The 19984-nt window shown below is 69.6% G+C and carries 14 protein-coding genes; 7 read left to right on the top strand and 7 right to left on the bottom strand.

The genetic code is table 11. The annotated features are described in order from the left end of the window. Window positions 1-51: 51 nt before the first annotated feature. Entirely contained in the window at window positions 52-1284 is a 1233-nt protein-coding gene (locus ACNQQL_RS07055; protein ID WP_347063694.1) for an ammonium transporter, read from the bottom strand. Window positions 1285-1536: 252 nt separating this feature from the next. Next, window positions 1537-1872 (bottom strand): hypothetical protein, encoded by a 336-nt coding sequence (locus ACNQQL_RS07050; protein WP_072435940.1) that lies wholly within the window; start codon window positions 1870-1872, stop codon window positions 1537-1539. Window positions 1873-2066: 194 nt separating this feature from the next. Between ACNQQL_RS07050 and ACNQQL_RS07045 the strand changes: the two genes are divergently transcribed. From ACNQQL_RS07045 to ACNQQL_RS07030, 4 genes are all read left to right on the top strand, one after another. Beyond that, window positions 2067-2495 carry a hypothetical protein gene (locus tag ACNQQL_RS07045; RefSeq protein ID WP_347063693.1) on the top strand — a complete coding sequence of 143 codons (429 nt, stop codon included), beginning with the start codon at window positions 2067-2069 and terminating at the stop codon, window positions 2493-2495. A 92-nt stretch (window positions 2496-2587) separates the two neighbouring features. Continuing rightward, window positions 2588-3043 (top strand): Rrf2 family transcriptional regulator, encoded by a 456-nt coding sequence (locus ACNQQL_RS07040; protein WP_347063692.1) that lies wholly within the window; start codon window positions 2588-2590, stop codon window positions 3041-3043. A gap of 132 nt (window positions 3044-3175) precedes the next feature. Then, window positions 3176-3817 carry an NAD(P)-dependent oxidoreductase gene (locus tag ACNQQL_RS07035; protein ID WP_072435937.1) on the top strand — a complete coding sequence of 214 codons (642 nt, stop codon included), beginning with the start codon at window positions 3176-3178 and terminating at the stop codon, window positions 3815-3817. A 269-nt stretch (window positions 3818-4086) separates the two neighbouring features. Continuing rightward, the gene (locus ACNQQL_RS07030) at window positions 4087-4557 is read left to right on the top strand and encodes an Lrp/AsnC family transcriptional regulator (protein ID WP_072435936.1); all 471 of its coding nucleotides are present in this window, start codon (window positions 4087-4089) and stop codon (window positions 4555-4557) included. Between the two features lie 47 nt (window positions 4558-4604). Here the strand turns inward: ACNQQL_RS07030 and ACNQQL_RS07025 are convergent, their stop codons facing one another. Genes ACNQQL_RS07025 through ACNQQL_RS07015 form a run of 3 tightly spaced genes read right to left on the bottom strand, consistent with a single transcriptional unit; the run spans window position 4605 to window position 8104 of the window. After that, window positions 4605-5378: an ABC transporter ATP-binding protein gene (locus tag ACNQQL_RS07025; RefSeq protein ID WP_347063691.1), complete on the bottom strand. Its 774-nt coding sequence runs from the start codon at window positions 5376-5378 to the stop codon at window positions 4605-4607. Window positions 5379-5382: 4 nt separating this feature from the next. Then, entirely contained in the window at window positions 5383-7071 is a 1689-nt protein-coding gene (locus ACNQQL_RS07020) for an iron ABC transporter permease (protein WP_347063690.1), read from the bottom strand. Continuing rightward, the gene (locus ACNQQL_RS07015; protein ID WP_347063689.1) at window positions 7061-8104 is read right to left on the bottom strand and encodes a Fe(3+) ABC transporter substrate-binding protein; all 1044 of its coding nucleotides are present in this window, start codon (window positions 8102-8104) and stop codon (window positions 7061-7063) included. The genes ACNQQL_RS07020 and ACNQQL_RS07015 overlap by 11 nt, the downstream gene beginning before the upstream one ends. 243 nt (window positions 8105-8347) lie before the next feature. On the opposite strand from ACNQQL_RS07015, the gene ACNQQL_RS07010 reads away from it, so the two are divergent. Continuing rightward, a complete protein-coding gene (locus ACNQQL_RS07010) occupies window positions 8348-8509 on the top strand; it encodes a hypothetical protein (protein ID WP_105390764.1) in 162 nt (53 codons plus the stop codon). A 151-nt stretch (window positions 8510-8660) separates the two neighbouring features. Here the strand turns inward: ACNQQL_RS07010 and ACNQQL_RS07005 are convergent, their stop codons facing one another. Both ACNQQL_RS07005 and ACNQQL_RS07000 read right to left on the bottom strand, forming a co-directional pair. Beyond that, on the bottom strand, window positions 8661-10028 hold the full coding sequence (locus ACNQQL_RS07005) for an amino acid permease (protein WP_347063688.1): 1368 nt from the start codon (window positions 10026-10028) through the stop codon (window positions 8661-8663). 294 nt (window positions 10029-10322) lie between these two features. After that, complete coding sequence (locus ACNQQL_RS07000; RefSeq protein ID WP_347063687.1) at window positions 10323-12614, bottom strand: FUSC family protein; 2292 nt, start codon at window positions 12612-12614, stop codon at window positions 10323-10325. A 182-nt stretch (window positions 12615-12796) separates the two neighbouring features. Between ACNQQL_RS07000 and recC the strand changes: the two genes are divergently transcribed. After that, window positions 12797-16135, top strand: coding sequence for an exodeoxyribonuclease V subunit gamma (gene recC, locus ACNQQL_RS06995; RefSeq protein ID WP_347063686.1), 3339 nt, complete (start codon window positions 12797-12799; stop codon window positions 16133-16135). Continuing rightward, complete coding sequence (gene recB / locus ACNQQL_RS06990) at window positions 16132-19842, top strand: exodeoxyribonuclease V subunit beta (RefSeq protein WP_347063685.1); 3711 nt, start codon at window positions 16132-16134, stop codon at window positions 19840-19842. Before recC ends, recB begins: the two co-directional genes overlap by 4 nt. The last annotated feature ends 142 nt before the right edge of the window (window positions 19843-19984 follow it).

Raw genomic sequence — 19984 nt, 5'->3', positions numbered from 1 at the left:
AAAGTTTTTTGAATTGAAAACGTAATGCCGCGTCGGGCGTTCGTCAGGCGCTCAATCGCGTTCGGGCGTCGCCGAGATCCGGTGGATCGACAGGTCCGCGCCGTCGAATTCGGCTTCGCGGTCGAGGCGCAGCCCGACGGTCGCCTTCAGCGCGCCGTAGACGAGCGTGCCGCCGGCGGTGGCGATCGCGATGCCGCCGAGCGTGCCGACGACCTGCGACAGGAACGACACGCCGCCGAGACCGCCGAGCGCCGGCAGGCCGAACACGCCGGCCGCGAGGCCGCCGAGCGCCGGCAGGCCGAACACGCCGGCCGCGAGGCCGCCGAGCGCGCCGCACATCCCGTGCAGCGGCCACACGCCGAGCACGTCGTCGATGCGCCACTTGTTCTGCACGCAGGTGAACATCGCGACGAACAGCGCGCCGGCCGCCGCGCCCGTGACGAGCGCGCCGATCGGGTGCATCACGTCGGAGCCCGCGCACACCGCGACGAGGCCCGCGAGCGGCCCGTTGTACGTGAAGCCCGGGTCGTTGCGGCCCGCCATCCACGCGGCGAGCGTGCCGCCGACCATCGCCATCAGCGAGTTCACGGCGACGAGGCCGCTGATCTTGTCGAGCGTCTGCGCGCTCATCACGTTGAAGCCGAACCAGCCGACCGCGAGCACCCATGCGCCGAGCGCCAGGAACGGGATGTTCGACGGCGGGTGCGCGGCGATCCGGCCGTCCTTCGCATAACGACCGTGGCGCGCGCCGAGCAGCAGCACGGCCGGCAGCGCGACCCAGCCGCCGAACGCATGCACGACGACCGAGCCCGCGAAATCGTGGAACGGCGCACCGAACGCGTGCGTGAGCCAGGTCTGCACGCCGTAGCGTTCGTTCCATGCGATCCCTTCGAAGAACGGATAGATGAAGCCGACGATGATCAGCGTCGCGACGAGCTGCGGATTGAACTTCGCGCGCTCGGCGATGCCGCCGGACACGATCGCGGGAATGGCCGCAGCGAAGGTCAGCAGGAAGAAGAAGCGCACGAGCGCGTAGCCGTTGTGCTGCGACAGCGTGCCGATGTCGTCGAAGAACTCGACGCCGTACGCGATCGTGTAGCCGATGAGGAAGTACGCGAGTGTCGACACCGAGAAGTCGACCAGGATCTTCACGAGCGCGTTGACCTGGTTCTTCTTGCGGACCGTGCCGAGTTCGAGAAATGCGAAGCCCGCGTGCATCGCGAGCACCATGACGGCGCCGATCAACAGGAACAGTGTGTCGACGCCGGATTTCAGACCATCCATGCCGTGGCTTCCTTGCGCAAAAAACGGGCGAGGAATGCAAGTATCGAGCCAACTTGGTGAGAGATTGCGTGAAATTGGTGCTCCGGCACCACGTGGCGGGGCATTTCGGTGAATCGCGCCCGGTATTGGCGCGCTCACGGTGCGGGCTGGGGCCGCGCCGAACGCACGAATGTGGTGCGTCTCGTGCGGGGCTGGTGCGAATGAGTGCGGCGTGGTGCGTCGGCGTATGCCGTTGCGCACCGATCTGGCGCGTCAGTGGCGCACGAACAGTTCGCGTGGCCGGCGCAGCCGCAGTGCGCACGCCGACCAGTATGCGGCGACGGTCGTCAGCCCGAGCGCGGCGAACGAGAGCGCCGCGAAGCCCGCGAGCGACTGGCCGTCGCCGTCGGGGCCGAGGATGCCTTGCGCGACGATCAGCGCGGCCGTCCAGAAGCCGATCACGGCCTGCGTGAGCAGGCGCGCGGACGCGATGCGGCGCGAGCGTCCGGCTTCGGCCAGGCGGCGCGCCGACGGCGGGCGCAGGCACAGGAACAGGGTGGCGGCGAGCAGCGCGGCCAGGGCGATGAACCAGTCGACGAGGAAAGCCATGAGTAAAAAGGGGACACGCATGAAGCGGATTGAAGCGTGCCCACTTTAGTGGCGTAGCGCCCGCGATTGAATCGGACGAGTCCGAAATTGAAAGGCATTTTTAATCACGGGTCGTCATTGGGCCTGTTCAACAGGCGGTATCATCGACGTCGGTCCAACCACGAGGCCGTGCGACGCGCGGCCGGAGATTGCTGATGAACATGAAGACATCGCGGGCGCGTCGCGCGCCCGGGTTCGCGCTGGCGGCGGTGGCTGCCGGTGCGCTGCTGTTGCTCGCGGGCTGCGAAAAGTCCGGCACGCCGGTCGCCCAACCGGACACGGCCGCGAGCGCGGCCGCCGATGCCGCGAACAACGCGGCCAAGGCGCTCGACCAGGTGGCGAGCACCGTCAACCAGCAGCTCAACGCCGCGAAGGCCGGCATCGCGTCCGCGGCATCGGCCGTGCCGCCGCTGTCCGCGAGCGGCCTCGCGTCCGCCGCGCAGGCGCAGATCGACGCGGCGGCTTCCGCGGTCGTCGCGCATGCGGCTTCCGAAGCTGGAGCGAAGATCGCGGAAGCCGGCAAGAAGCTCCAGCAGTGGAGCCAGCAGAGCGCGTCGGGCGCGAAGCCCGCAAGCGGAGAATGATGCGGGCTTGCATGATCCGCAAAATGTAATTACCATGATTACACATCGTCGCCGGCTGCGTGTCCGGGCCGGCGTCGCCGAGTGAGTGAGGAATGAATACCAGCAGCCGGTTCGCGTTTGCCGTCCACGTGCTCGCCTTGCTGTCGATGCAGGAAGGTGCGCCGCTGTCGTCCGACATCATCGCGGGTAGCGTGAACACGAATCCGGCGCTGATCCGCCGGTTGCTGTCGATGCTGGCGGCCGCGGGGCTGACCACGTCGCAGCTCGGTGCGGGCGGCGGCGCGCTGCTGGCGCGCGAGCCCGGGGAGATCACGCTGCTCGACGTGTATCGCGCGGTCGACGATGCCCAATTGTTCGCGCTGCACCGCGAGGCGCCGAATCCCGCGTGTCTCGTCGGGCGGCACATCCAGGGCGTGCTGATCGACTACATCGGCGACGCGCAGCGCGCGATGGAGGCATCGCTCGCCACGCGCACGCTTGCCGACGTAACGGCCGACGTGCTGGATTCGGAGCAGCGCAGGCAACACGCGGGGCGCGCCGGCGGGTGAGCGGTGGCAGGCAGGGCGGGAGGCCGGGCGGCGCGTGGGCGCGGCGATCGGCGCAACGGGGGATTCGCCCCGTTTTTTTCGGTCTTATATGTAATTTCTTTAGTTACATATTTTTCTTTGTGGAGAATCGATATGACGCAACGTTCCTTGAATATCGCGCTGTTCGGCGCCACCGGCACGATCGGCTCGCGCATCGCCGCGGAAGCCGCACGGCGCGGCCATCGCGTGACCGCGCTGTCGCGCAATCCCGGCGCGGCCGGCGACGGCATCACCGCGAAAGCGGCCGACCTGTTCGACGCGGCCAGCATCGCGGCTGCGCTGCCGGGCCATGACGTCGTCGCGAGTGCGTACGGCCCGAAGCAGGACGATGCGGCGAAGGTCGTCGCGGCCGCGAAGGCGCTGGTCGCCGGCACGCGTCAGGCGGGCCTGAAGCGGCTCGTCGTGGTGGGCGGCGCCGGTTCGCTCGAAGTCGCGCCCGGCAAGCAACTCGTCGACAGCGAAGGCTTCCCGGAAGCGTACAAGGCGGTCGCGCTCGCGCACCGCGACGCATTCGACTACCTGAAGACGGTCGGCGATCTCGACTGGACGTTCTTCGCGCCGGCCGCGCTGATCGCACCGGGCGAGCGGACGGGCACGTTCCGCACCGGCGTCGACAAGCTGATCGCGGACGCGCAGGGCAACAGCAAGATCTCGGCGGAAGACTACGCGGTCGCGTTCGTCGACGCGCTCGAACAAGGCAGCTTCGTGCGTGAGATCGCGACGGTCGCGTATTGAGCGGCGTAGCGGCCGGTGCCGCATGAGCGCCGGCCTGGCCCGGGCGCGGCACGCGAGCCGCAACGGGCGGTGCATGAGGCGATTCCAGCTTGACGGTTGGAATCGCCTTTTTCGTTTGGAGGAGGGTATGTCCGCGCGATCGCGCGCGCGGCGGATTCACGCGTACCGGATTGGTATTTATACCGGTCGACGCGGCGAGGCGGTTTTCATATTGTTCCCCGTTATGCAGAATGCATAGAATAAATTTCTATCTACGAGGGACTGGAGAAATGGACGCCATCGATCGCAAGCTGCTGGAGCTGTTGCAGGCGGATGCCACGCTGCCGATCGCGGAACTGGCGCAGCGCGTGAACCTGTCGCAGACGCCGTGCTGGAAGCGCGTGCAGCGGCTGAAGGAAACCGGCGCGATTCGCGCGCAGGTTGCGCTGTGCGATCCGCGCAAGCTCGGGGTCGGCACGACCGTGTTCGTCGCGATCCGCACGAACCAGCACACCGAGGAATGGGCGCAGCGTTTCACGCAGGTCGTGCGCGACATGCCGGAAGTCGTCGAGGTTTACCGGATGAGCGGCGAGACCGATTACCTGCTGCGCGTCGTCGTCGCGGGCATCGACGATTACGACCGCGTCTACAAGCAGCTGATTCGCGCGGTGCCGCTGTTCGACGTCAGTTCGTCGTTCGCGATGGAGCAGATCAAGTATTCGACCGCGCTGCCCGTGCGCGATCATGCCGAGCCGGCTTGACGCGCTGCAGACGCGGCACCGTTGCGGATCGCGCGGCCGGCGCGGGTTCAGCGGCCGCGCGCCAGTGCGCGCGCACGTTCGTCGGCCAGCGCGTCGCGGCGCACGAAATCCGCGACGAACGGGCTGGCCGGATGGTGATGCAGCGCGTACGGCGTGTCCCATTGCGCGAGCTGGCCGTCCTTCATCACGCCGATCCGGTCGGCGATCGCGAACGCTTCGGCCTGGTTGTGCGTGACGAGGATCGCGGTGTGGCCGGTGCGTTTCAGGATGTCGCGCAGTTCGAACGCGAGCCGCTCGCGCGTATCGACGTCGAGATTCGAGAACGGCTCGTCGAGCAGCAGCAGCTCCGGCGACGGCGCGAGCGCGCGCGCGAGTGCGATGCGCTGCTGCTGGCCGCCCGACAGTTCGTGCGGATAGGCGCCGCCGGATTCGGCGAGGCCGACGAGTTCGAGCATCTCCGCGACGCGCGCCCGGCGTTCGGCCTTCGGCATGCGCCGCAGGCCGAACGCGACGTTGTCGGCCGCGCTCAGGTGCGGGAACAGCGCATAGTCCTGAAACATCATGCCGATGCGCCGCCGCTCGGGCGGCACGTCGAGCGACGGCGTTGCGACGGGCGTACCGTCCAGCACGATGCGCCCCATGCGCACGGGCTCGAAGCCGGCGATCGCGCGCAGCACGGTGGTTTTTCCGCAGCCCGACGCGCCGAGCAGGCAGCCGATGTCGCCGCGCGGCAGCGCGAGGCTCAGCCCGTCGACCACCGTGCGGCAGCCTTGCGGCGTGTCGTAGGCGAGGTGGAGGTCATCGAGTTCGAGCAGGTTCACGGGTTCAGGCTCCGATCTTGTGGCGAGTGCGGGCGAGCAGGATCACGGGCGCGAGCCCGGCCAGCACGATCGCGAGCGCGGCGACCGCGCCTTCCTCATAGGTGCCGCGCGCGGCTTCCGCATACAGCCAGGTCGCGAGCGTGTCGAAATTCAGCGGACGCAGCAGCAGCGTCGCCGGCAGTTCCTTCATCGCGTCGACGAACACGAGCAGCGCGCTCGTCGTGAGCGCCGGCCGCAGCAGCGGCAGGTGCACGCGGCGCAGCGTGCCGCCGGCCGTCTCGCCGAGCGAGCGCGATGCCTGTTCGAGCGACGGCGGGATGCGCGCGAGGCCGGCCTCGATGCTGCCGGCCGGAATCGCGAGAAAGCGCACGGTGTACGCGATGACGAGCGCGGTCGCCGAGCCCATCAGCAGCAGTCCGTCGCGGCCGAGCACCGTGCCGAACAGCCGGTCGGCCGCGGCGAACGGGATCAGCAGGCCGATCGCGAGCACGGTGCCCGGCACCGCGTAGCCGAGGCTCGCGATCCGCGCACACACGCGGGCAGGGCCCGCGCGGGCGCTGTCGCGTTGCGCGCGCGCGGCCCATGCGACGACGAGCCCGCATGCGAGCGTCGCGGCGGTCGCGGCGGTGGCGATCGTCAGCGTGTTCGCGAGCCCCGTCATCAACTGCGCGGACACGCCGCCGACGAGATGCAGCCGCTTGCCGGTCTCGACCGCGAGATGCGCGGCCGGCGCGCCGAAGCCGAGCAGCACGGGCAGCCAGCCGAGCGCGGCGGCGCCCCACGCGGCCGCGCCCGTCAGGCGGCGCGGCGCGATCGGCCGCATGCGCCGGCCATGCGCGTAGCGCTGGCGGCGGCGTCCGTAGCGTTCGAGCACGATCATGCCGACGACGATCGCGAGCATCGCGAGCGCGATCTGCGCGGCGCCGGCGAGATCGGAGCGCGTGATCCACGTCGTGTAGACGGACACGGTCAGCGTCTGCACGCCGAGGAATTCCGATGCGCCGATGTCGTTCAGCGTTTCGAGCAGCGCGAGGCTCACGCCGACCGCGATCGCCGGCCGCGCGAGCGGCACGACGACGCGCCAGAACGTCGCGACGCGCCCCGCGCCGAGCGTGCGTGCGGCTTCGAGCAGGCTCGCGGACTGCGTGACGAACATCGCGCGCGTGCTCAGGTACACATACGGATACAGCACGAAGCCGAGCACGAAGATCGCACCGGGCAGCGAGCGCAGGTCGGGCAGGCGGAACTGGCGCGGGCTGTCGAAGCCGAGCAGCCAGCGGATCGCGCCCTGGACGGGGCCGATCGGGTGCAGCAGGTCGAGATACGCGAACGCGACGATATAGGTGGGGACCGCAAGCGGCAGCAGCAGCGCCCACGTCAGCATCCGGCGGCCGGGAAAGTCGTATGCGGTGACGAGCCATGCGCAGCCCGTGCCGACGATCGACACGATCGCGCCGACGCCCGCGAGCAGCAGCAGCGTATTGACGAGCGCCTGCGGCAGCACGAATTCGGCGAGATGCCGCCAGTGCGCGAGATCGGCGTCGAACGCGGCGGCCACGAGCACCGCGAGCGGCGCCGCGACCGCCGCGGCGATCGCCAGCGCCGCGAGCAGCCACAAGCTGCCCGCGCGCAGCCGCAGGCGCGGCCGGTACGGCTGGCGGCGCGCGCCGGCGGGCGATGCGTCAGTTGTCAAAGCCGACCTTGTCGACAAGCTGGCTCGCCTGCTTGCGATGCTTCGCGATGTCCGCCAGCGGCAGCGGATCGACCTTCAGCGTGCCGAAGCTCGCGATCACCGGATCGAGCTTCACGTTCGCGCGCACCGGGTATTCGTAGTTCGCCTGCGCATACAGCGCCTGCGCTTCCGGCGACACGAGGTATTCGAGCAGCTTCACCGCGTTGGCCTTGTGCGGCGCGTGCTTCGCGACCGTCGCGCCGCTGATGTTCACGTGCGTGCCGCCGCTCTTCGCGTTCGCGAACGTCGGTCGCACGACCTTGATCGCGTCGCCCCACTTGCGCGCATCGGTGCCCGGCTCGGCGTTCTTCATGTGACCGACGTAGTACGCGTTGGCAAGACCGACGTCGCAGATGCCGCCGAGGATGTCGCGCGCGACGTCGCGGTCGCCGCCCGTCGCCTTGCGCGCGAGGTTCGCCTTCACGCCGCGCAGCCACTTCTCGGTCGCGGCTTCGCCGTCGTGCGCGATCATCGCGGCGACGAGCGCCGTGTTGTACGGATGCTGGCCCGAGCGGATGCAGACCTTGCCCTTCCATTTCGGATCGGCGAGATCTTCGTAGCGGAACGCATCGACCTTCAGGTCCTTTTCGACGTACAGCACGCGGTCGCGCAGCGACAGTGCATACCAGTCGCCGTTCGCGCCGCGCAGGTTCGCGGGAATCGCGTCGTCGAGCGCCTTCGAGCGCACCGGCTGCGTGAGCCCGCCGTCGACGAGATCGAGCAGGTTGCCGACGTCGACCGTCATCAGCACGTCGGCCGGCGACTGCGCGCCTTCGGCCTTCACGCGCTCGAGCAGGCCGTCCTTCACGAACACCGTGTTGACCTTGACGCCGCTCTGCTTCGTGAACGCGTCGATGAGCGGCTGGATCAGCTTCGGCTCGCGGGTGGTGTACAGGCTCACTTCCTCGGCCGCATGGGCCGGCGGCGCGAATGCGGCCGCGGCAAGGGCGAGGGCGCCGGCGAGCGGCAGCAGGCGGGTGCGCGGATTCGACATGAAGACTCCGGTGGGGCAGGTGGACGAGGGGAGCGTTCCGGGGCGCGCCTGCCGCCCGAGCGATCCGGAACATTACAGAATGAAAGACTCTGGATTCTAGATCGAAATGGGAACGATTATCAAATGAAAGCTTGCGGCAAGCGGTAGGGAAGGCAGGGTCGGGGATCGGAAACGGGAAGTCGCGGTGGTGGCGCAAGCGCGTAGAATGCCCGCTTCGACGAATTTGACGGAATCGCCCCGACCATGAACGATCAGCGCAAGAAGAACCCTGTCCGCAACGTGAGCATCCTGATCGTCGTGGCCGTGCTGCTCGTGATCGGGACGATCCTGTACAACGCGATTTCGCAGAAGCACGCGTACGACGAGGCCCATCCGGCCGAGGCCACGAGCGCCGCATCGCATTGACGTGCCGATGCGCGGCCCGCTCGGGCCGCGTACGTCGGTGCAATGCTGAGAAGGGGGAGGCCCGCAGCTTCCGGCGCGGCAGTCGCCGCGCGGAGCCGGGAAAGAAGCGGGCACCGAAACCGGCGCGCCGCGCGGGCAGGTCAGCCGTGCGTCAACGTGACGCAGGTGCGAACTTCGGGCGGATCCGTGCGTAGAACAGGGCCGCGAGCAGCGCGAGCCACGCTGCGCCGACATACAGCGCGACGCGCGTATCCTCGAACCAGCCGAGCATCACGATCACGAAACCCATGAACGCGATCGTCAGTGCCGGCGCGACCGGCCACAGCGGCACCTTGAACTTCAGCGCCGCGACTTCGGCGCTCGACAGGCGGCGGCGCATCGCAACCTGCGACAGCAGGATCATCAGCCACACCCACACCGTTGCGAACGTCGCGATCGCCGCGACCATCAGGAACACGTCCTTCGGCATCAGGTAGTTGAGCAGCACGCCGACGAGCAGCGCGCCCGCCATCACAAGCACCGTGACCCACGGCACGCCGTGCCGCGACGTCGTCGTCAGCACGCGCGGCGCCTGGCCCTGCCGAGCCATCCCGAACATCATCCGGCCCGCGCCGAAGATGTCGCTGTTGATCGCCGAGATCGCCGCGCTGATCACGACCAGGTTGAGAATCGTCGCGGCCGACTTCACGCCGAGCGCCGAGAAGATCTGCACGAACGGGCTGCCGTCGCCGCCGACGCCCGTCCACGGGCTGATCGACATCAGCACGACCATCGTCAGCACGTAGAACAGCAGGATGCGCGCGGGCACCGCGTTGATCGCGCGCGGAATCACGCGCTCCGGGTCCTTCGCCTCGCCGGCGCTCATCCCGATTACCTCGATCCCGCCGTACGCGAAGATCACGACCGACAGCGACGCGATCAGCCCGCCGATACCGTTCGGCAAGAAGCCGCCATGGTTCCACAGGTTCGCGAACGTCGGCACGTCGGCCGAATGGCCGAAGTGCATGCCGGTCAGCAGGATCGCGACGCCGCCGCCGATCATCGCGACGATCGCGCCGACCTTGATGATCGACAGCCAGAACTCGAGCTCGCCGAACACCTTCACGTGGCACAGGTTCAGCCCGCAGATGATCGCGACGACCGCGAGCACCCAGATCCATTGCGGGACATCCGGAAACCAGAAGCCCATGTAGATGCCGAACGCGGTGATGTCGGCGATCGCGACGATCACCATTTCGAGCGTGTAGGTCCAGCCCGTGACGAATCCCGCGAACGGGCCGAGGTTCTCGGTCGCGTAGTGGCCGAACGAGCCGGCGACGGGTTCGCGCACGGCCATCTCGCCGAGCGCGCGCATCACCATGTAGACGGCCGTGCCGCCGAGGATATACGCCAGGATCACGGCCGGGCCCGCGAGCTGGATCGCGGACGCCGAGCCGTAGAACAGGCCCGTGCCGATCGCCGAGCCCAGCGCGAGAAAGCGGACGTGCCGCGCGCTCAGGTGGCGCTGCAAGTTTTTCATCGAGTCTCCGATATCGTTATGCGACGGACCGGGCGAGCGGGACCGGTCCGACTGCGTCAAGTTGTATATACAACTTGAACGTGAACGAATGATAACAAGCCGGGCCCGGTAACCGGAATCGGGTATTCCCTGACTGGCGCGACGCGCGGAATAGGGCGTGGGGCGGTCGCGCGGCGGATGCGCGGGCCGCGTGGAGCGGGTGGGTCATGCGTCGGGGGATCGTTGAATCGGGGAACGCCGGCGGCCGGGCCGCGGCGTGCGGGGCCGGCCACCGGCGGGAACGGTCGGGCAGGGTCAGGCGGGCAGGCGGATCACGCTCGCGTCCTTGCGGATCAGCAGCGACGACGCGAGCATCTGCTTGCACTGGTGCGCGAGCACCTTCAGGTCGTGCGTGAGTTCGGCGCCGACCGCAGCGGATTTTTCCGCGGACACGACCATCGCGTCGAGATCGCGCGTGATCTGCTTCGACGCCTCGAGCTGATGGGCGGGCGGCGGCTCGCCGGCCTCGGCCTTCTCGAGATTGTCGAGCACGGCCGCGAGGCCGCGCTGCAGCGCGTCGTCGTGGACGAGGCCGCCGTCGGCCGAGCACGCGTTGCGGATCAGCGGCGCGGCGGCCGTGATCTGCGCACCGAGCACGTGCGTCTGCACGAGCAGGTCGTTCAGCTCGGGCACGAAACGCTGGTGTGCCTTCGGCTCGATCATCATCCGCTGGAACGCCTGCCCGAGGTTCGCGAACGCGATATGCACGTCCTTGCGCGCGAGGCGGTAGCGGTAGTCGTCGTCGAGGCTCGTGGCCGGCGTCTCGACCGCCGCGGCGATGACCGGCACCACGGCCGCGCCGTCGGCGGTGGGCACGGGCGGCGGCGACGCACCGCGCCCGACGCGCCACACGGCCTCGAAATACTTGCGGGTCGCCGTGAGCATGTCGGCGACCTGCTTGCCCATCAGCCGGTATTCCCAGTACGGGAACAGCCGGCTCGCGGCGATCGCGATCATGCAGCCGACCACGGTGTCGATCGCGCGCTCGCCGATGATCCGCATGCTGCCCGGCGCGAGCAGGTGGAACATCAGCAGCACGTACGACGACGTGAATACGACGCTCGCCGCGTAATTGAACAGCAGCAGGCTGTAGCTCATCACCATCGACCCGAACATGATCGCGATCAGCAGGTGCGGCTCCTTCACCGTGTAGATCAGCGCGATGCTCGCCGCGCAGCCGATCAGCGTGCCGACGATACGCTGTGCGTTGCGCTGCTTGGTCAGCGAATAGCCGGGCTTCAGGATGATGATGGTCGTCATCACGATCCAGTACGCGTTCGTGAGCGGCAGCAGCCGGCCGAGCCAGAAGCCGACCGCCACCGCGATCGTCACGCGCAGCGCGTGGCGCAAGCTCGGCGAGCTCATGTTCAGGTTCGAGAAGATCAGCAGCGGCGACATCCGGCGGCGCTGCAGGAAGCGCGTGAGCGCCTTGTCGATCTTCAGTTCGGTTTGCTGCGGATCGGCGTGGCCCGACAGGTTGCGGCGCATCCGTTCGATCAGGCGCGTCGCGCTCCAGATGCGCCGGAACGTCGCGAGCACGGCCGCATATGCTTCCGCGTTGGTGGCTGCGAAGTTCTTCTTGCGCATCAGTTCGATCTCGTACTCGATCGCGCGCAGTTCGGCCTTCACGCTGATCCGCGAATGCGGCGCGCGGTTTTCGAGCACCGCGAGGCCGATCTCCTCGAGATCGGCGGCCGCCTTGCGGATCAGGTCGCGGTAGAAAATGATCAGATCGGAGCCGCCGAACGTGTTGCGCACGAGCGGGTAATCGGTGTGCGCGCCGACGAACAGTTCGTGCAGGTCGACGCTGTTGATGAACAGGTTGTACATCGTCGTGCGGCCGGGATCGAGCTTGCCGCGCCGCAGCTTCGGCAGGTTGCGCAGCACGATGTCGCGCGCGGTTTCCTGCGTTTCGACCGCGGTGATCTGCCGCGCGACGAGATTACGGTAGCACTCGTCGAGATCGGCATCGAGGTCGTAGAACTGCGCGCGCGCGAGCAGGTAGTCGGCGCACGCGAACAGGCTTTCGGCCAGCGCCTGCTGCTCGATCCGGCGCGCCTGCCAGCGCGACACGAGCGTGGCCCAGTACGTATACCAGAGGCCGCCCGCGAGAATCCAGCCGGCGTTGACGAACGCCTGCAGCGGCGTGAATTGCTCCTCGAGCGTCATCACCATCATGAACAGCGTCGCGAAGCTGATCTGCGGCCAGCGGTTGCCGTAGACGACGATCAGCGACAGCACGAACGTGAGCGGCACGATCGTGAGCCACAGCGCGAAGATGTTCGGTGTCGCGAGGCCGGTGGCGAGTGCGGCCAGGAAGCCGATCACGCTGCACGCGAGCATTTCGTTGTGCTTGTACTTGAGCGGGCCCGGCATGTCGACGACGCACGCGCCGAGCGCGCCCGTCGAGATCGTGAAGCCGAGCTCCCGGTTGTGAAACACGATCAGGCACAGCACGGCCGGCAGCGAAACGCCGACCGCGATCCGCAGGCCGCCGAAAAAGTACTGGCTGTAGAGAAACTTTCTGATTTCGACCGAATAGCGCATCGATGGGCTGAATGGCAGACGAAGACGCCCGGGGGCGGCAAATTGACTGGCGACGAGTCTATCGTATTTCGCGGTCCGCAAAATCTGGCCATCCGGCCGATGCTCGCCGCGGCAGGCCATTTGCTATCCTTCGGGAACCTGTTCGCCCGGTCCGGCCGGCGCGAGAATCCGACGCCCGCCTCATGCTCCATCTCTTCTATTCGAATCGTCACGAAACGCTGGCCGACGCGCTGCTCGAGGATCTGGCCGCGTTTCCGGCCCGCAACGGCCCGTGGGCGCCGCAACAGGTCATCGTGCCGAGCGCGGCGCTGCGCCGCCGCCTCGAGCTCGACATCGCCGCGCGCAACGGCGTGTGCGCGAACGTCGAGTTCACGTATCTCGCGCAATGGCTGTGGGCGCAGATCGGCCGCGTGCTGACGGTGCCCGCGCGTTCGCCGTTCGCGCCCGACCGTCTCGTGTGGCGCTGCTACCGGCTGTTCGCGCAGGCGGCCGACGGCGCGCCGTGGCTTGCGTCGCCGCGGCTCGCCGCGTATCTGTCCGCCTCCGACGATGCGATGCGCTACGAGCTCGCGCATCGCGTCGCGGCCGTGCTCGATCATTACCTGACCTATCGCCCCGAATGGCTGGCGGCGTGGCAGGCCGGCGAGTCGGTGCTCGCGGGCGACGGCGCGCCGCGCGGGATCAGCGACGCCGCACGCGACGACGAGCGCTGGCAGGCCGCGCTGTGGCGCGCGCTGCTCGCGGAACTGAGCGACAGCGGCACGCCGCCCGCGCACCGCTTCCTGGTCGAAGCGCGCCATCTCGATGCCGACGCGGTCGCGCGTGCCGACTGGCCGGAATCGGTCAGCGTGTTCGCACTGCCGACGATGCCGCCGCTGCACGTCGCGCTGCTGCGCGAGCTGTCGCGCTGGATCGACGTGCGCGTTTACGCGCTGAACCCGTGCCGCGAATTCTGGTTCGACATCGTGACTGCCGCGCATGCCGAGGCGCTCGATGCGGCCGGCCGGCTCGACTACCAGGAAGTCGGCCATCCGCTGCTCGCCGAGTGGGGCCGGCAGACGCAGGCGCAACTGCATATGCTGCATGAGCTGACTGAAAGCGCCGCGGTGGGCGATGCGTCGCGTTTCGTCGAGAATCCCGCGCCGACGTGGCTCGCGCGCGTGCAGAACGCGATCCTCGAACTGCAGCCGGAGGCCGAAGCCGGCGATGCGCCGGCCGAACGCGGGATCGAGGTGCACGTGTGCCACAGCCTCGCGCGCCAGCTCGAGGTGCTGCACGACCGGCTGCTCGCGTGGTTCGATGCCGACGCGAGCCTGCAGCCGTCCGACGTGCTCGTCGCGGTGGCCGATCTCGCGGCGGCCGGACCGCTGATCGATGCGGTATTCGGCACGGCCGGCGCCGGCGGCGCGCGCGTGCCTTACCGGATCACCGGCCTGCCGCCGTCGCAGGCAAACCCGGTCGCGCGCGTGCTGCTCGACTGGCTCGCGCTGCCGGAGCGGCAGGTCGGCGCGCCGGAGCTGGTCGAATGGTTGCGCGTCGATGCGGTGGCTGCGCGCTACGGCATCGATGCGGCCGCGCTCGAGACGGTGCAGACCTGGCTCGCGGCCGCCGGCGCGCGGCGCGGGCTGTCGCCGCGTGCGAGCGACGACGCGGCCGTGCCTGCGCCGCGCCATACGTTCTCCGACGCACTCGCGCGGCTCTTTCTCGGCTATGCGATGCCCGAAGGCGCAGCGCCGGTCGGCGCGTGGTTGCCGATCGAGGCGGCCACGGGCAGCGAGGCCGAACTGCTCGGCCGGCTCGCGCGTTTCACCGACGATCTCGACGGCTTCGCGCGGCGGCTCGCCGAATCGCACACGCCGCGCGGCTGGAGCGAGCTGTTCGCCGACACGCTGGCGCGCTTCTTCGATTCGGGCGCCGCGTATGCGGATGCGCTCGCGGGCGTGCGCGACGCGCTCGACGCGATGCTGGCTGCGATGACGGAGGGCGCGCCCGACGAAGCGCTGCCGGCGGCCGTCGTCCGCGCGGGGCTTGCGGCGGCGCTCGACGATCCGGCGCGCGGCGGGGTGCCGTGGGGCGGCGTCACGTTCTCGTCGCTGACGAGCCTGCGCGGCCTGCCGTACCGCGTCGTCTGCCTGCTCGGGATGGACGACGGCGTGCTGCCGAGCCTCTCGCGCGCGGACGAGTTCGACCTGATGGCCGTGTTGCCGAAGCTCGGCGACCGACAGCGCCGCGACGACGAGCGCAACCTGTTTCTCGACCTGCTGCTCGCTGCACGCGATCGGCTGCTGATCGCGTACACGGGCCGCAGCATTCGCGACAACGCGCCGTTGCCGCCCGCGGCACTCGTCGACGAACTGCTCGACCATCTCGCGCTCGTCACGGCCGGGCCCGACGCGGCGCCGGACGCCGTCGATGCCGCGCGGCGCGCGTTCATCGTCGAGCATCCGCTGCAACCGTTCGCGGCAGCGTATTTCCAGCCCGGCAGCGGGCTCGTTTCCTATGACGCCGAGCGCGCGACGCTTGCGTCGCTGCTGGCCGCCGACGCGTCGCGCGACGGCTCGCGCGAACTGCCGTTCTTCGCGCAGCCGCTGCCGGCGGAACCGGTCGAGCCCGTCGCGTTCAGCGAATTCGAACGCTTCTGGCGGCATCCCGCGCGGGCGCTGTTGCGCGCACGTCTCGGCATCGTGCTCGCCGATGCGCAGGCCGAATTGCTCGACACGGAGCCGTTCGCGCTCGACTTCGCCGGCAGCGATGCGCTCGCCGAGCGTGTACTGCCGCTCCTGATCGAATCGGATGATGGGGCCGCGCACGATCATGCGCTGCGCATTGCGGACGCGAGCCCCGAGTTGCCGGGCGGCGCGACGGGCGCCGTGTGGCGCGACCAGGCGCTCGGCTCGATGACTCAGCTTGCGTCGAACGTGCGCCGTGCGCTGGCCGACGGCATCGAGAGGCGGCCGTTTTCGCTCGTCATCGCGCCCGCATGGCCCGATACGGAACAGGCGCTGTTCGGCGCCGACGACGCGATGCTGTCGGGCGACGCGGTCAGCGCACCGCTCGAACTGCACGGCACGCTGAACCGGCTGACGCCGGCCGGGCAGATCATCTACCGCTATGCACGGTCGAGCGCGCGCGACTACCTGTCCGCGTGGCTCGCGCATCTCGTCTACTGCGCGGTCGAACCGGGCGGCCCGCGCCGCACGCTGTGGTTCGGCAGCGGCGGTGCGTTCGAGCTGACGCCCGTCGCGGCGCCGCTCGAACGGCTCGCGCCGCTTGCCGCGCTGTTTCGCGCAGGGCGGCGCATGCCGCTGCGGTTTTTCCCGCGCAGTGCGTGGGCGAGGGTGTCCGACGGCGAAGCCAAGGCCGCGAGCGTCTGGATCAACGAGCGTGTCGTGAGCGAGGCCGACGATCCGGCCATCGCGATCGCATGGCGCGGCGCGCGCGCGTCGCTCGACGAGCCGTTCGGCACGCTCGCGCGGCTCGTGTTCGAGCCGCTCGTCGAACATCTGAAGGAGGTCGCATGAGCGCCGTGTCGCAGCCGCAGCCGGCGCTCGAACTCGACGTGTTCGCGTGCCCGCTCGACGGCGTCAACCAGATCGAGGCGTCGGCCGGCACCGGCAAGACCTGGAACATCTGCGCGCTGTACGTGCGCCTGCTGCTCGAAAAGGATCTCGGCGCGGACGAAATCCTCGTCGTGACCTTCACGAAGGCGGCGACGGCCGAACTGCACGAGCGGATTCGCGGCCGGCTCGCGCAGCTCGCGCACGCGCTCGATACGGGCGACGACGGCGGCGATCCGTTCATCGTGCGCCTGCTCGAGACCACGCTCGGCGAAGACGGCGCGCTCGACCCCGACACGGCCGCGAAGCGGATCCGGCGCGCACTGCGCGCGTTCGATCAGGCCGCAATCCACACGATCCATGCGTTTTGCCAGCGCGCGCTGCAGGAAGCGCCGTTCGCGGCCGCGATGCCGTTCGCGTTCGACATGGAGACCGATGACGCGTCGCTGCGCTTCGAACTCGCGGCGGACTTCTGGCGCACGCGCGTCGAACCGGCGGCCGCGCGCTGGCCGGGCTTCGCGACCTGGCTCGTCGAATCGGGCGCCGGCCCGGCCGCGCTCGATGCGCAGCTCGCGCGCCGGCTGAAAAAGCCGCTCGCCGCGCTGCGCTGGGACGGCGTGACCGAGCCGGACGAATCGGCCGAGGGCGCCGCGGCCGAATGCTTCGCCGAGGCGGCGCGGATGTGGGCGGCCGAACGCGACGCGATCGATGCGTTGCTGCGCACCGCGCAGCCCGCGCTCAACCAGCGCTCGCACAAGCCCGACGCGGTTGCCGATGCGCTCGACGCATGGGCCGCGCATTTCGCGCAGGGCGACGCGACGGCCGCGCTGCCGAAGGCCGCACTGAAGCTCACGCGCACCGCGCTCGTGAAAGCGACGAAAAAAGGCGGCGCGACGCCCGAACACGCGTTCTTCGACGTGGCCGACGCGCTCGAAGCGGCCGTGGCGGCAGCCGAGGCAACGCAGCGCGCGCGCTGGCTCGCGCTGATCGCCGAATGGCTCGACATGGCGCCCGGCGAGTTGGCCGAGCGCAAGCGTACGCGGCGCGTCGTGTCGTTCGACGATCTGCTCGCGAACCTGTATCACGCGCTGCATGCGCATCCGTGGCTCGCCGACACGCTGCGTGCGCGCTATCCGGCCGCGCTGATCGACGAGTTCCAGGATACCGACCCGCTGCAGTTCGCGATCTTCAACCGGATCTTCGCGCCGGGCGGGCCGCTCTTCCTCGTCGGCGATCCGAAGCAGGCGATCTACAGCTTCCGCGCGGCCGATCTGCATACCTATCTTGCGGCGCGCGCGAGCGCGAGCGCGTGCTACACGCTCGCGGTCAACCAGCGCTCGACGCCCGCGATCGTCGATGCGTGCAACCGCTTCTTCATGTCGAATCCGCGCGCGTTCGTGCTCGACGGGCTCGACTATTACGCGGTGCGTGCCGGCACGCGCGTGCGTGCGCCGTTCGTCGACGAAACCGATCCGGGCCCGGCCGGCGATTTCCGGGTCTGGGCGCTGCCGGGCGGCGAAGGCACGCTGCTCAAGCGCGATGCGCAGGCGCAGGCCGCCCAGGCTTGCGCGGCCGAGATCGCGCGGCTGATGCGCGGCGCGCGCGAAGGGCACGTGCGGCTGGGCGACACGCCGCTGTCGCCGGGCAACATCGCGGTGCTCGTGCAGACGCACCGGCAGGGCAGCCTCGTGAAGCGCGTGCTCGCCACGTGGGGCATCGGCAGCGTCGAGCTGGCGCAGGCCTCGGTGTTCTCGACCGGCGACGCCGAGCAGCTCGAACGCGTGCTGGCGGCGATCGATGCGCCGGGCGACCTGCGGCGTCTGCGTTCGGCGCTCGCGGCCGACTGGTTCGGCCTCGATGCCGGCGCGCTGTGGCGGATGGAACAGGGCGACGGCGATGCGTCGCACGAAGCGTCCGCGGCCGACAGTGCCGACGCGATGAGCTGGGTCGAACGTTTCTCGCGGTATCGGCTGCTGTGGCGCGAGCGCGGTTTCGCGGTGATGTGGCGCACGTTCGCGCGCGAGCTGCGGATCGCCGAGCGGCTGATGGCCGGCGCGGACGGCGAACGCCGCGTGACCGACATCAACCACCTGGCCGAACTGACGCAGGCACGCGCATCCGCGCAGCCGGGCATCGCGCCGACGCTGCGCTGGCTCGCCGCGCAACGGCTCGACGGCGGCGGCGAGGAAGCGCAGTTGCGTCTCGAATCCGATCGCAACCTTGTACAGATCGTGACCGTGCACAAGTCGAAGGGCCTTGAATACGCGATCGTGTTCTGTCCGTTCCTGAACGACGGCGGGCTGCGCGAGCCGCCTTCGTCCGCGCTGCCCGATGCGCGCGAATATCACGACGACGCGGGCGACGCGGTGCTGCATTACGGCTGCGACGACGAGGCGGCCGCGCACGCGGCGCGGCAGGCGATGCGCGAGCAGGCCGCGGAACGCGCGCGGCTCGTCTACGTGGCGCTCACGCGCGCGGTCTATCGCTGCTATGTCGTCGCCGGGCCGTACCAGTCGTCGCGCTCGACGCGCGAAGCGCGGCGCAGCGTGCTCAACTGGCTCGTCGCCGGTGCCGGCCAGTCGTTCGACGCGTGGCTCGACGAGCCGCCCGACGAAGCGGCGCTCGATGCCGCGTGGCTTGCGCTCGCGGGCGGCCCCGTGAGCGTCGTGCCGCTGCCGGTGCCCGCGCGCCGCGAGCGTCTCGCGGCCGGGCACGACGCGTCGCAGACGCTCGCGGCGCGCCATGCGACGCGCGTGCTGCGCGATGCGTGGCGGATGGCGAGCTTCAGTTCGCTGACCGCGTCGATGGCGCGCGAGGAGGCCGGCGTCGCGGTCGTGCCCGACGACGAGCTGCGGCCCGATCACGATGCGCTTGCCGCGGCGATGCCGGACGGCGGGCTCATATTGGCCGATCCGGCTGCGCCCGAACCGCCGGACGACGACATCCTCGTGTTCCCGCGCGGCGCGGCGGCGGGCGAGTGCCTGCACCGTCTGTTCGAACTCAGCCGGTTCACGGAGCCCGAGTCGTGGCACCAGGCCGCGCTCGGCGCGCTGCACGACCGGCCGGTCGAGGCCGAGCCCGGACTCGCGACGCGCCTGCCGGCGATGATGGTGCGGCTCGTCGACGATGTGGTGCGCACCGAGCTCGTGCCGGGCATGCGGCTCGCCGATCTCGATCCCGCGAAGCGGCTCGACGAAATGGGCTTCCTGTTTCCGGCACTGTCGCTCGACCTGACGGCGCTGCGCCGGCTGCTGGTCGCGCACGGCTACCCGGACGTTGCACTGGAGGCGGGCATGCTCGCCGGATTCATCAAGGGTTTCATCGACATGATCGTCGAACACGACGGCCGCTTCTGGATCGTCGACTGGAAGTCGAACCATCTCGGCACGACGCCGGACGCCTACGGCCCGCACGCGCTCGACGTCGCGATGGCCGATCACGCGTATCACCTGCAGGCGCTGCTCTACACGGTCGCGCTACATCGCTACCTGCGCGGGCGGCTGCCCGATTACGACTACGACACGCATATCGCGGGCTACCTGTACCTGTTCGTGCGTGGCGTGCGGCCCGGCTGGCGCAGCGGCGGCGAGCCGGCCGGCGTGCATGCGCGGCGGCCCGAGCGCGCGCTCGTCGACGCACTCGACCGGATGATGGAAGGGGGCCGCGCATGAATGCATCCGACGACACGCTCGAATTTACCGGCGGCCTCGTCGCGCGGCTGCCCGAGCCCGCCGACTTCGGCATCGCGCTCGCGGAAGGCTTCGCGCGCCGCATCGGCGACCTCGCACGGCGCGCCGGCGCGCCGGCTGCGGC

Origin of the sequence: Burkholderia sp. LFS061, from assembly GCF_047978125.1 — a bacterium.
GTDB lineage: Bacteria > Pseudomonadota > Gammaproteobacteria > Burkholderiales > Burkholderiaceae > Burkholderia > Burkholderia pyrrocinia_C.
The sequence above is the reverse complement of the archived record's forward strand: the minus strand, read 5'-3'. Positions and strand labels throughout refer to the sequence as shown.

Bases quoted from the DNA above. Each gene is read 5' to 3' on its own strand.
- ACNQQL_RS07055 (WP_347063694.1), bottom strand. From the start codon at position 1,284: ATGGATGGTCTGAAATCCGGCGTCGACACACTGTTCCTGTTGATCGGC.
- ACNQQL_RS07050 (WP_072435940.1), bottom strand. From the start codon at position 1,872: ATGGCTTTCCTCGTCGACTGGTTCATCGCCCTGGCCGCGCTGCTCGCC.
- ACNQQL_RS07045 (WP_347063693.1), top strand. From the start codon at position 2,067: ATGAACATGAAGACATCGCGGGCGCGTCGCGCGCCCGGGTTCGCGCTG.
- ACNQQL_RS07040 (WP_347063692.1), top strand. From the start codon at position 2,588: ATGAATACCAGCAGCCGGTTCGCGTTTGCCGTCCACGTGCTCGCCTTG.
- ACNQQL_RS07035 (WP_072435937.1), top strand. From the start codon at position 3,176: ATGACGCAACGTTCCTTGAATATCGCGCTGTTCGGCGCCACCGGCACG.
- ACNQQL_RS07030 (WP_072435936.1), top strand. From the start codon at position 4,087: ATGGACGCCATCGATCGCAAGCTGCTGGAGCTGTTGCAGGCGGATGCC.
- ACNQQL_RS07015 (WP_347063689.1), bottom strand. From the start codon at position 8,104: ATGTCGAATCCGCGCACCCGCCTGCTGCCGCTCGCCGGCGCCCTCGCC.
- ACNQQL_RS07010 (WP_105390764.1), top strand. From the start codon at position 8,348: ATGAACGATCAGCGCAAGAAGAACCCTGTCCGCAACGTGAGCATCCTG.
- ACNQQL_RS07005 (WP_347063688.1), bottom strand. From the start codon at position 10,028: ATGAAAAACTTGCAGCGCCACCTGAGCGCGCGGCACGTCCGCTTTCTC.
- ACNQQL_RS07000 (WP_347063687.1), bottom strand. From the start codon at position 12,614: ATGCGCTATTCGGTCGAAATCAGAAAGTTTCTCTACAGCCAGTACTTT.
- recC (WP_347063686.1), top strand. From the start codon at position 12,797: ATGCTCCATCTCTTCTATTCGAATCGTCACGAAACGCTGGCCGACGCG.
- recB (WP_347063685.1), top strand. From the start codon at position 16,132: ATGAGCGCCGTGTCGCAGCCGCAGCCGGCGCTCGAACTCGACGTGTTC.